The organism is Methanobacterium lacus (assembly GCF_000191585.1).
GTDB lineage: Archaea > Methanobacteriota > Methanobacteria > Methanobacteriales > Methanobacteriaceae > Methanobacterium_B > Methanobacterium_B lacus.
This window is the reverse complement of the sequence record NC_015216.1, coordinates 1,573,387-1,586,639: the sequence shown is the minus strand read 5'-3', so window position 1 is coordinate 1,586,639 and position 13,253 is coordinate 1,573,387. Positions and strand designations below refer to the sequence as shown.

Genomic DNA, 13,253 nt, shown 5'->3' with positions numbered 1-13,253 from the left:
CATATACATTATTGATTATTCAATTATATGATAACTATTTAAATATCAATTTTTTTTATTTAATACCTATGATTCTTTAATTAACCAATCCAAAATATCTCTGATAAAATCTTCAATTTTATTTTCTTTTAGATTATTTCCTGGTTTTAAATTAAATGCTCCAACAGAGGGTATCAGATTGTTTTGATTTTCAGGAAATATAACTGCTTCACCTCCGGGATAAAGTACATAAGCTCCTAAAGAGTTTTTTATAGCATCTTTATAGGTATGCATCTTATATACATCTTCAAATTTGTATATATGATCTTTTTTATTGAATAAGTCCTCATTTGGAATTCCTTTCGACTTATATTTAGCATCAAAAAGAATAAAGTGAGTTTTGTCATTAAAATTAATTTCAATTACATAATCTGGCCTCAACTGAAGGGAATATGAATAATATTGATAATTATTTTTGCTAAAAGTTAAATTGTAAAAGAATTTTAAAATAATGTTTTTGCCTTTGTACTCAAAATATAATTCTATTTTGGAATTTTGGCCTTGTTTCAAATTTATATTCTTATTTTCAATCTGAAATAGATCCTCATAATATATGTTATAGTTAGTAATTTCTTCAATAATCTTTAGAAGTTTGAAATAACACCAAATTTCATATAGCTCACTTAATTTTCGTTCATTACCATTGAAAATATCTTCTATTTCATTCCATTCTGGCTTAAAACCAAATTCATAATTTAAATAATATTTAAAAATATCTCGGTAACCTTCTTTCTTTTGTAGTACCTGGGAATTCATTGGCACTTTTTCAAGCTTGTTAACATCCATTAACCACTGATCTGAAAGATAATCCGAAACCATGGTCTTAAATAATTGTAATCTATCATTAAAATAGCTGTTTTCTTTAAATTCAACCAATAATTTCTCAATAATTTCTTCAATAGATACTAAAAAATATTTTACCAACCTATTTTCAGGAGTATCTACAGATTCTTCAAAGTAAGGTTGCTCAATGTTATTTGGAACGTAATTTCTCATATTTTCAGGCCAAATCTGTGGAGGTTTATTAGTTTTAATTAGATCTTTAGGATTATTCACAATATTAACTAATATGGAACTTCCAATATTATTAGCAAAGGCAGTTGGTACAGTTTCCAAATATTTTCTTAAATTTACAAAAATATTTTTTCTAATGTATTCATATGCATAGGGCAAATTTTCATCTAAAAACAAATATTCCAAAAACATGTAATATTCATAATAAGTATTTTTGGGGATGTTGTTCTGCTCGAAATTCTGAAATAGTGGAGATTTAGGTTTAAATAATATTCCTGACATTACATTAGACAATTCAGCAACCATTTCGACGTATTCATTCATATAATTAATTTTTTTAGATCTAACTTCAAATGGGATTAAATCAGAGTTAATATTGTCAATTGAAACATCGAAAAATGATTTACCTGCGAAACTTTTAAAATTAATATTAGCTTTAAGAGGATTTTCTGATGTGATATTTAAAGGTTCGAAAACATCTTCATAATTATCTCTAATAGTTGTAAGGATACGAATTTTTTCATACTCAACTAACGGTTCAAACGATATTTGATATTTTGTTTCTTCAAGAAGCATTAACTGATGGTTATTTCCCAAATTACCATATAAAATAGGTGATTCATTATCAATTTCATCGGATTTTATTACATTAAAAAATTCTTTAATATCTTCCATAAAATAATTTGAAGAACAGTTAGTTGGATAAAACGAGATAACAGACAAGTGCCCTATTATTTCATTTTTCAACGTTACTGGGACAACAACCTTCTGACGATTCATGGTATCCCTTTAGTTTGTATAAGAAACATATCTCTGCTTAAGGAGAATATCATTCATTTCTTGAAGTTTTTGCTTGGAATTTGGATACTCATTACATTGAGCAAGTAATTCTGAAATTATGTTGTCCAATGTTCGCTGAGATCCATGTATTTTTGGTAGCATTTTTTGTTTAATCTGAGCGTCAAAATATCTTTCCCAATTATTCCATTGTGATTTCTTACCTTCATAAACCCATGAAACATACATAAAACGCATAATCTCATTGATTATTCTGAATCCAAAATCAAAATGAGCTTTTTTTAGAATATCTTGAAATTTTTTAATTTCCAATGTAATTAGCTCCCAAAAGTTTCCAGTTGGTGTATTAATATCCAACATTAACTCTTTTAATTCGAATATTTGAGCATTCCTAATTTCTAAATTTGATAATGGATTTTCTAAATATTGTTTTTGACCATCCAAACTACCGGTATCCAAATTGTTTTTCATGTAATCTAAAGCAGAAGGTGTTAAAAATTCTATGGTATTTGCTCTGTCTAACACTTTAGGACTGAACATGTAAGTTGTTTCATCAACATTTACAGTTCCAACAACGAAAAGATTTTCAGGTAACTTTAATCCTTTTGGAACATCTTCAATTCCATTATTATGTAATGGTATTGGTTCATAGCTTTCCATTCCGGATAGAAAATCTGAAAAATATCTTTCAACATGGGAAAGATTCATTTCATCTAAAATTAAAAAATAAGGGTTATCTAAATCTGCATGTGCATTTAATATTAAATCTAATGAACAGGTTTTTTCGTATTGTCCAGTAATAACATTGTAAAAACCTAAAATATGACGATTTTCTGTCCAGTTAGCTCCAACTGGAACAATTTCATACAACTTTCCTTCAAATTCCCCATAATCCTTTGAGACTAAATTCCATTTGATTTCACCTTCAGCTTGTTTTAAAAAGTTATCAAGATCTGAATTTTCATCATAGTAAATATATACTTGTATATCATCAGAATAAGAATGCTTTTCTTCAACAAAATTAATATTTCCCCAAATAACTCTGTTTTTATCAATAATTTCCATTCCAATATCTTTTGGTAAGTCTTTAATGGTTTTAGAATCAAATATTTCTGTTAATTCATTTATTTCCTTAGGTTTAAGTTTCCAACCACCATTATGCTTTTTAGAATAAGTTGTTACAGATCTTTTCATTGGATAAACAATTTTATGTTCAGTAGGTTTGATTTTATTGGAGGAACTTAAGTACTGAGAAAATAGTTGTGCAAGTTTAGTTTTTCCTGTACCTGAATTTCCTGTGAAAATTACGAACGGTTTTATTTTAAGAGATAATAAATAATTTTCAATTATTTCTTTATCAAACACATAACCCCTTTCTGTCAAAAATTTAAAGAAATCATCTCCCAATGTTTCTCCCCCCTTTAATTCATATACTTTATAAATAAATTCCTTCAATTTTTCATTGAAGTCATTATCTTCTAATCCTCCAATTAAAACTGCTTGATTTTTTTCAGTTCCATCATTTATTTCGACCCAATTCCAATTATTATTTTCATTTGTTGCATTAACTCCATGGAAATGCCCACGATTTAATAGAAAAATCTTTCCATCAGAGTTTTTAGCAAATAATCCTGAAATAGTTTTATTTATTCCGTTATGAGGGAAGTTAATTTCACATAATGTTTGATTATTAGAAGATTGGGATGGATTACCCACTCCAAAAGGGTTGTAATAATAGTTATTAGAATCATCAAATTTTCCCCATATTCCAAGCTTATCTGAAAAGTAAACATTTTTAGTTTGGGGATTATTTTCAACTTTGTTATCATTAACTTCCATAAACCGTTTTTCGAATAATTTCAGCGCTTTATTAATCTCTGATCTTTCTGATAATGTAACTAGCTTATTCTCAGAAACAAGAAGATCATATAATTCAAACATATTGATTAAATCTTCTTGTAGTTGTTCTTCTTCTGGCAAATTCTCTTTTTCATAATATCTTGAATAAATAGTTCTGTTATTAAACCAAAGGTTTTCAGAGATTTTAGTAAAATTTTTTGTTAAATCTGATTTTTTTCCAAGCTCATTCCTGAGATTGTTTATATAATGATCTTCGTATTTTTCAATTTTCGAAAACTCTCTGTTGTTTTTGTAAAGATCTTCTAGTACTCCGGAATTAATGTTTAATGCTAAGTATGCACCGGTCATATCCTCTTTAAACATGTATCCTACGTAGTAATTGTTTGATCTAGTTTGATCAGTGAAATAAACGTATGGGGTTTTAGTAAATTTATTATTTGCAAAATGAACGGATTTAACATGATATTGCTCTGGTTTAAGAGCTAACTGATTGTTAATATATTCCTTTAAATTTACAGTAAAACCATTAAATACCGCTGATAAAGGATGATCTTTAACTAGTTCATCTCTAGCTCTAATTCCCTTAAATTTTTCAAGAACTTCATTTAAAAAACTTCTTATATCCAATGTGTAGATTGAATACTCAGATTTGATCCTATCCACTTCTAAAATAAATTCTTTCAATTTAAATAAGAATTTAGGATCGTCTAAATTACCTATAACAACCATTTCTGTAATTTTTTCTCCATCTTGGACTTTAGTCCAGTCACCTTCATACTTTTCTTTAAATTCCTTTTGATATTTTCCCCCACCTAACCTCCCTCTATTGATCATGTAATAATCATTTTGACTATTTTTAGCAAATGCTCCTGAAATCAACCTATTATATTCTTTAGGAAAATTAATTTCACAAGAAATATCTATTCTATTTCCTTCTAAAGGTTTTTTTAGAGTTAAACCATTCCAAAATCTGTTATCCAGTTCTTCATATGATAAACCCATACTTAGATCATTGTTCCAGTATGAATTTTTTAATTTTTTTGTATAACCAAATTTAGTATTTGAAATTATTTCATCAGTATTTTCTTTAAATAAATTTAAGAACCTATTTTCCAAATCCCTTATTTCATCAGGATTTCGAACTATTTGTAATTGAAAACTAGAATTTGTAATTGATTTGTAAAGATCTAAAAATTGGTTTAAATCGGATAAAAGTATTTCATCTGAAGGAATATTTCCAAATTCATAATATTTAGCATAAATATTTCCAGCTTCGTAGAACGGAGCATAATTTCCATTACCTAAATCAATTTCTTTCTTTAAATCTTCTGATACAAGTTTATCCCTAAATTCTTCAGAACTTTTCTTCAAATGTTCTAAAGCCTTTTTATCGCCATACTTGTTACGATAATCCGTAACACCCTGATTTAATGATAAATAAACTCCATCCATATTTTCTTTAAATAAATAAACAATATAATAGCCAGATTGTGCAGAATAAGTAATTTTGGGATTGAAAATTCCAATCCAAGGAAGTTGGGCCCAATTTCCCATTCCAGGAGAACCCTTAACAATATATTTATCACCGTCTAAACTTTGGGTAATTTCATTAGGAATTTCTTTTCTTATTTTATACGCCAAAGAGTTGTCTACAAAGTTTTCTTGTTTGGCAGAAAGGTAATTTTTTAATATTTGTTCAAAGTACTCTCTTAAAATTTCTATACCCCCATATCTTATATTTTTTAATTAATTAAAGTTTTTTATGATAAAAAAAGACATAATAATAGGGGTTACTATGGTAGATGATGAGAAATTAATTGAAAAAATATATCAATCAATACTTAATCTGGAATTAGAATTTCAAATATATGTTAAAGGACAAAATGGTTTAAATAACATTGTTTTATTTGACGAACCAGAATTATACCCTAGAGAAAAAGCTAGATTTAGAATTGGAAATGGTAGTATACTAATTTTCGATGGTGAAAAACCAATTTTAGCTATAGAAATTATTTCAAATAAACCGACTTCATCTAAAGAGATTGCAGGACCTATTCCAGTTTATATGATTTCGAGAAAGATAAAGTTGAATTACAAGGATGGTACTGAACGTGAAATTGATCTTTTGAATAAATTTCCATTATTAGTGGTTGTTCCTGATCAATCCAAGACAAAAACTAATCAAATAAATGACCTAAATGAAAAATTCAGGGGAATTTTTAAATTAAACACAGAATATTCTGCTTTAAATTATTTTAGAGTATGTGTAGAATCCGATTTTGATTATTATTTAAAAAAATTATTGAGTATTGAAGTTTAAATCATGTTACTTTAAATCCATTCATACTCCCTCACGAATAAATAACTAAATAATTCAATTTATTATTTAGATTCAAACTAGTACAGGCATAGTTACTTATTCATATTTTTTTAATTAATTAGTCAACAATTATCACAATTTATCATACTTATTATATTGTTAGTAATACTATATAAATATTAATAATTTTAATTAAATATTATCTAATGGATGCTAGAATTGATGATAGTCTTTTTTTTTATTATTCCTTGAATATCAAGTTATTATCATGATTTGCCTACATAAAGTGGATAAATATTTATATACGCCGAAAATATACATCTAATAGGAGTAATATAGACCATGATAAATTGTTGAGGAAACTTGTAGAATATTTCTCTACTGGAAACAATTTTAGAAAACTTATAGAACCAATAATAATTAAGAAGGATACAGAAGGAAAATTTGATTCCACTGAACTCTTGAACAGGTTAGACTACACAATAATTGATCAGCGCGGGATGTTGCATCCATCATAATCCTACATGGATCAATTTGATACACGTACTAGAAATATGATCGAAATAAAAAGAATGAAAGAGTTTTATACTAAATGTGGAATAAAAGAAATGATTTCATGATAAATGGCCTGAAACTGACTAAATATTTATAATAAGTATCTTGGAGTATATATAATAACCTGAAAGCCTAAATATTACATTATGAAAGAAGACGATGTATTCTATTGAGTGGTTTACAAAACGAAATCTTGTAAATAACACTCGAAAGGGGTATATTACTCTATCGTTACACAACTATAGATATTTTTAGTTCTTACATTCAATTTCATTTTCTTAACGTTCTTGGGGGGGGGGTATTATATGAGTAGGATTGTTGATAATCAAAAGAGCCTTCAAGATGGGCTTGTTCATGTTAACATGATTGATATTTTTAGAGAATATTATGATGATGCTGAAGATTTTAAATTTCACGTAGGTAGTGGATTTTTCTTTTTAGATGGTTTCGGGGAATTTTATAATATTATTGATATTAATAAATTGAAACTTGGTTCCGATACCTACAAAAACTATTGGGATACTCGTGCACCCCTCCTTATAATGATGGGCAAAGAAACCAATAAGACCACCAAAGATGCCCTCATAGATGCAGCAAGTATGGTAAAATATGCACTTAATACTCATGAAGAACAATATATGGAATTCCTAGAAGACCTAATCCACAAAGGTTTAATAAAATTCAAAGTCTTCACTGACCAAAGGTTCCATGCAAAAATTTACTTCTTTTATGATGGAATTTCAATTGATGATATTTATGTAGGTTCCGCTAATCTGACTTCAGCAGGCCTTACGCGAAACATTGAACTCACAGCCCCTATGAACACAACCAAAAGCCTAAAAAAAGTTCATAAAGAATGGTTCAAAAATTTATGGGATCGATCAACAGAAGACCTAAACGTTCTAGATATAATTAAAACCTATAAAAAATATGATTTCATCTATTACGAACCAAAAAACTTCTTCGAAAACCTAATCAAACTAATGGACAAAGAATACTTGTTTTATAACTCAGATATTAGTGATAACACCCTCCTTGTTAAGTTCCAAAGTTTCGATTTCTATCAAGTAATGAGCACTCTAGAAAAATACAATGGTTGTATTTTAGCATCTTCAGTGGGATTAGGTAAATCATATGTAGCTTTAGAAGTCATGCGATATATCGAAAACAATGACATGGAAGCTCTTCTTATTGGGCCTCCTAACTTGTTAAAAGGTAAAGATAGTGTTTGGAATGAATATCTTATGAAATATGACTTGAATGTTGAGAAAATCAGTTTTGGTGAATTACAGCAGAAAAATTTTGATGCTAGCCGTTATTTGAATTATGATTTGATTGTTATAGACGAAGCACATAACCTAAGGAATTCATCAAATCGCAGAAAAAATATTTTAGAAGTTATTCACAGATCTCCTAAAGCTAAATATCTACTTTTAACAGCTACTCCTATAAACGTTAAAATTAGCGATCTTACTAGTCTTATTGACCTATTTTATGAGGTTAACAAAGATACTTGGTTAGATAAAGAACTGAAATCTAGATACGAAGATTTTAAGACTAAAGTTAATAAACTTGAAAAATCACAAGATGACTCTAAAGAACTATTAAATGAAGTAATTGAACTCCAAGGTTATATAGAGAAAGAATTGATAGTTAAATCTACTAGAAATATGGTAAAAGAGTATTTTTCTGATGATCTTCTTAAGTTAGCTGGAACATCCGAAATTCCAGAACCAATTGTAATTGGCGAAACTTTTAATTATCCCGAAGAATATCACACCAATTTCTTTGATAAACTTCCCGATTTTCTTCTTTCTCTCAATTATGAGCATTCTAAATTCCAAAAAGAAGAAGATGCATTCAAATATTACGAAGATAAAAATTTGATTTATCTTTATAAATGGGTACTATACAAAAGAGCTGAAAGTAGCATCTATGCTTTCTACAAATCAGTAAAAAAACTTCATGACCGTATAAATACATATATTAACTTTTTGAATAAAACAAACGTTCCTAATGATCTTAAATACATAATTGATAGGGATTTAAATGAAAGACATAAGATAGCAGCTAAAGTATTCGAAAATTTTGAATCGGATGAAGAAAGAAACCAAGTTATAGAAAACATGTGTGAAGATTTAGTTAAAACCTCTGAAATGCTAAATGAACTTGAAAAATTTAAAAGTGACTATGTATTTAAAGATGATACGAAACTGGAACAACTCAAAGAAATTCTTAAAGAAAATCCAGATAAAAAATGCATAATTTTCACAGAATTTTTTGCAACATTAGAATATTTAACTATTAATTTAAAAAATGATTTTAGTGTTGATTATGTTGCAGGAGTAAATTTCAAAGGACAATCGATGAAACCATCTTCTAAAGATAGAAAAATTAAACGATTCAAAGCAGGTTATTTCCAGCATTTAATATCAACAGACGTTTTAGCGGAAGGATTCAACCTACCTGAAGCAGACATAGTTGTAAACTATGATTTACCTTACAATCCTGTAAAAATCATCCAAAGAGTAGGTAGGGCCACGAGAATAAATGAACCTAAACAAATTGAAATAAGAAATTTCAATCCCGATGAATCTATAGACCAGGAATTAAATTTAATAGAAAAACTTGATATGCGAATATCTAACATCATAAGCATGATAGGTATTGATTACAGCATATGGTCCGATACAGAAGAAATGGTAAAAGAAAAAGAACAATTAGCCAATGTAAATAAATGCAAAGTGTTGAAAGAGCTTAAAGAAAGATTCAAAAAAGAAAACCCTGAAGAAATATATAAAGTTCACTTCAGAGACGAATCTAAATTAGATCTACTATTGAGAAAAAGTATTGAACACTACAATTTAAAACAAGAAGACATTCCTGTGCGAAAACCCTCAAAACCAATATATACTACACTAGTGAATAAAAAGGAAGGATTTTATGGAATTTATAAATTCCACAATGATTATTATGAATATGGATTACCTGCAAGCTTCATTGAACAAACCCCAAAACCCCAAAAAACATATGAAACTCAAGAACTTAAGGTTTTCTATGAAAAAATCAAAAAAGAATACATTAAAATAATGTGGAAGAAACGAGACCAAGGATTATCTCACAAAACGGACAGGGAGATAGTCAAAAAACTTTACAAAATAAAAGATGAAATTCCTCAATTAAAAACGGTAATTGATAGAATTCTTATTACAGAACTACATACAAATTTTCAAATAGCTAATCTTGTAAAAGAAAAAATATATCCTAAAATTAATGATGGAAATTTTATATGGGCTCTCCAAACAGACCTTATAGACAAATGGGAAGAGGAATTTGAAGCAATTCTGATTAGTGAGGGGGCAGAGGACAAACAATTCCTTGATGAAACCATCAAAAGACCAGAAGAATATAAAAAAATGATTTCTGCATTTATACAATACAAAAAGGCTTAATCAAATGACGAAATATAACTTAGAATACCTCCAAAACAGATTAGGAACATTCAACAAAGACTTCAAATATCCTAACAAAAGAATATTAGGATCCAACCTTATATACATCGAAACACAAACAAAAAAAGAATTAAATGAGTGTATAGATAAAATTAAAGATAAAATGAACCCCGGATATATTTGGGGCTATGTAAATAGCACAGAATCAACCTATGTAACAAGAGCATTTGGGGAAAATCAGATATTTACTTACAATCCTGAAGTTTTTAAAAATAGAACTGAATATGTAAAAGGAAAACAAAAAGTCCTGAATAACCTCACTGAAGACTCAATAAATGAATTATTTGACCAAAAAATAGTTTTTAATCATTTTTACGAGAAATTATGGTATTTAAGAATAGATTTGGGCAAAGAAATTAGAGACCAAAACAATTTATCTGATAATGAATCTTTAATGGCAGCCCAACACATTATTGACAGGATATTATTCACTTATTTCATTTGTGGAAAAAAATTATTGAATGTTAATGGTAAAGAGCCAATAAGTGGTCAAAAACTTTTCACAAATATAATATCAAGAATGCCGGACCCTTGGAGATGCTTAAAAACCCTTTTCTTCCGAAATTTCGCCAAAAACGGAACACAAAAACTTAAAATAGGTTCTAAAGATTACATACAAACAAGATATCTAAATGGTGGCTTATTTAGGCCAAAAATCATCGAAGGAATTTCGGAAGAAGAACTTATAATAAAATACACAAAAAAACAATGGCAAGATCTCTTCGAACCACTCAACAAATATACATGGATAATAGAAGATGAAATAATGGATTATTATGGGGAATACGAGGGAAATCTAACACCAGAAATCATTGGCCATATATACGAAAAATTTGTTATCACTATGGTAAAATTAGATGAAATAAAACTTGAAGAATTGAAAATCTCAGATAAAGGAGAACTTTTAAAAGGTAATAAAGAAATTGGTGCATATTACACTGAAGAATATATCACTGATTTTATATCACAAAATACTATTAAACCAAAACTATTTGATCAACTTGGAATAGTAGAAAAAATAGATTTTGATGATTTTGTTAACGCATATAGCTCTGAAGTTTTAGAAGAAGCTCTTGGTATATTGGACAAGATGACTATTTGTGATCCTGCTTGTGGATCTGGGGCTTTTTTAATCAAATCTGGCGAAATACTTCTAGAATATAAATCTAAAATAAATAAAAAACTTAAAAATAAAAATATGGATTTATATAATCTTAAAAAATATATTATTATTAATAACCTTTATGGTGTTGACATACAAGAAGGGGCCATTGAAATATGCAAATTAAGACTGTGGTTATGGTTAATAAGTAGCTCAAAAAATCAAAAATTTGAACCCTTGCCAAATATCGAATATAACTTTATTATCGGAAATTCATTAATGGGATGGGCTAAAGAGAAATTAGGCCAAAATTTATTAGTTAAAATAGATGAATCAGTATTGAACAGCATTGAATCCCTTAATATTAATAATGAAATTGGATTTAACCAAATTAAAGAAAACCTGCAGAATAATGATATACAAAGTTATGCAGAAGTAATTTCATTTTTGAAAAATATTTACTCATACTCAACAGATGAAGAAGCTGAAAAACTTAAAGATATAATAGAATCAATTAAAAAATTTATTTATAAAGAAGTTGATCGGATATATTTCGATAGCATTGAATCTAAAGGCAGAATAAACTTTGTGGATTATGAAAATTTCAATCCTTTCCATTGGAAAGTGGATTTTAATAAGATTTTTAAAGACGGAGGATTTGATATTGTAATTGGAAATCCCCCATATGGCTTTAGGGGAGTATTAACAGCGCAAGAGAAAAAAATATTCCGAAAAAATCTTGAAATTAGTTTCCCTACAGGGGACATTGCTGAATTATTTTTTAAAAGAGGTCTTAATGCATTAGTAAAGCCAAATGGCTATTTTAGTTTTATAATACCTAAAAAATCTATTTATGGGGAGTCTTGGGGCGAATTAAGAGAGTATTTAAGAAATTACTATACATTTTTCTTTTCTGATGCTGGAAAAGCTTTTACAGATGTAAAATTGGAAATGATTGTTTTTGGACTTGTCAACAAGCTAGAAAGAAATAGAAATATAGAAATTTGGTATTTTAATCAATCTCAAAATATTGCAAAAACTCTAGGGGAGGTGGTAGATTCAAATAACGGTTCAGAACCGTTTTATATTTATAGCTTAAATAGAAATGCAGAAATTTATGATTTATTGAAGGAGTATAAAACTCTAAATGATTTTGATACTCGAATTTCTATGGGTCAAAGTAACATAACTAAGTATATGTTAAATGAAAGGGAAAATAAAGAGGACATACCTATTCTTAAAGGAAAAGACATTTCTCAGTATCAAATTAGAAATTTGCATTATTTACCTTATTCTAATGTTGAAAAAGAATACTTAATCCCCAAATTAATCATCCAAAAAATAGTATCTCATATCAAAAATCCTTTTCCTCATATTCAGTTAATGGGAATAGTTGATAAAAAAGGAATTTTCAATATTCATGACACTGCAGTACTCTATAAGTCTGAAAAAATTAATCTAGAATCTATGTTACTACTAATGAACTCAAAGATAATCTCATGGTTTTTGTATAATTTCACATATGATAGGGCAATAAGGACGATGGATATGATAGCTTATTATGCAAATCAAATTCCAATTCCAACTAATTTAGAGAATTATAATAACGAATTAGAAATAATCTGCGATTATTTGTTATTCTTAAACCAAACAGCATTAAACAAAGAAATTGGTGATTTTTTCAAAAATGAAATTATTGATACTCTATTTTATGAACTATACTTCGATAAAAAAATTAAAGAGAAAAGAATATATTTCGATTCGGAAGAAACACTTATGAAATTAGTATCTAATTATCTAAAAACAGTTGAATTTGATGAATGGGAAAGTTTATACTTGAATAAACTTTTAAATAGTAAATTTTCCTTAAAAAATCAATTAAAACTTGAAAAAATATCTAAAATCAATTTAGAAATCATTCAAGATGTTTCCGAAAATATAAAACATGATGTTAATATACAAAGAAAAATTGAGAAAATAAGGTCAATGTCATGGGTTAAATTAATCGAAGAAGGTATCTAGAATAATACTCTTTAGTTTATTAATATTTGGG

At 27.8% G+C, this 13,253-nt stretch carries 6 protein-coding genes; 4 read left to right on the top strand and 2 right to left on the bottom strand.

Annotated features, from left to right (window positions below):
• Positions 1–66: 66 nt before the first annotated feature.
• Entirely contained in the window at positions 67–1,833 is a 1,767-nt protein-coding gene (locus tag METBO_RS07745; RefSeq protein ID WP_013645138.1) for a DUF2357 domain-containing protein, read from the bottom strand.
• Between the two features lie 9 nt (positions 1,834–1,842).
• On the bottom strand, positions 1,843–5,403 hold the full coding sequence (locus tag METBO_RS13030; protein ID WP_227717267.1) for an MrcB family domain-containing protein: 3,561 nt from the start codon (positions 5,401–5,403) through the stop codon (positions 1,843–1,845).
• Between the two features lie 103 nt (positions 5,404–5,506).
• Here METBO_RS13030 and METBO_RS07735 point away from each other — a divergent pair, with 103 nt between their 5' ends.
• The 4 genes from METBO_RS07735 to METBO_RS07725 all read left to right on the top strand — a co-directional run bounded on the left by METBO_RS07735 (position 5,507) and on the right by METBO_RS07725 (position 13,222).
• Positions 5,507–6,031: a hypothetical protein gene (locus METBO_RS07735; RefSeq protein WP_048186412.1), complete on the top strand. Its 525-nt coding sequence runs from the start codon at positions 5,507–5,509 to the stop codon at positions 6,029–6,031.
• Between the two features lie 353 nt (positions 6,032–6,384).
• Positions 6,385–6,549, top strand: a complete 165-nt coding sequence (locus tag METBO_RS13630; protein WP_158304901.1) for a hypothetical protein — start codon at positions 6,385–6,387, stop codon at positions 6,547–6,549.
• Positions 6,550–6,891: 342 nt separating this feature from the next.
• On the top strand, positions 6,892–10,038 hold the full coding sequence (locus tag METBO_RS07730; protein WP_013645135.1) for a helicase-related protein: 3,147 nt from the start codon (positions 6,892–6,894) through the stop codon (positions 10,036–10,038).
• A gap of 4 nt (positions 10,039–10,042) precedes the next feature.
• A complete protein-coding gene (locus METBO_RS07725) occupies positions 10,043–13,222 on the top strand; it encodes an Eco57I restriction-modification methylase domain-containing protein (protein ID WP_013645134.1) in 3,180 nt (1,059 codons plus the stop codon).
• Positions 13,223–13,253: the final 31 nt, after the last annotated feature.

Bases quoted from the DNA above. Each gene is read 5' to 3' on its own strand.
- METBO_RS07730 (WP_013645135.1), top strand. From the start codon at position 6,892: ATGAGTAGGATTGTTGATAATCAAAAGAGCCTTCAAGATGGGCTTGTT.
- METBO_RS07725 (WP_013645134.1), top strand. From the start codon at position 10,043: ATGACGAAATATAACTTAGAATACCTCCAAAACAGATTAGGAACATTC.
- METBO_RS07745 (WP_013645138.1), bottom strand. From the start codon at position 1,833: ATGAATCGTCAGAAGGTTGTTGTCCCAGTAACGTTGAAAAATGAAATA.
- METBO_RS07735 (WP_048186412.1), top strand. From the start codon at position 5,507: ATGGTAGATGATGAGAAATTAATTGAAAAAATATATCAATCAATACTT.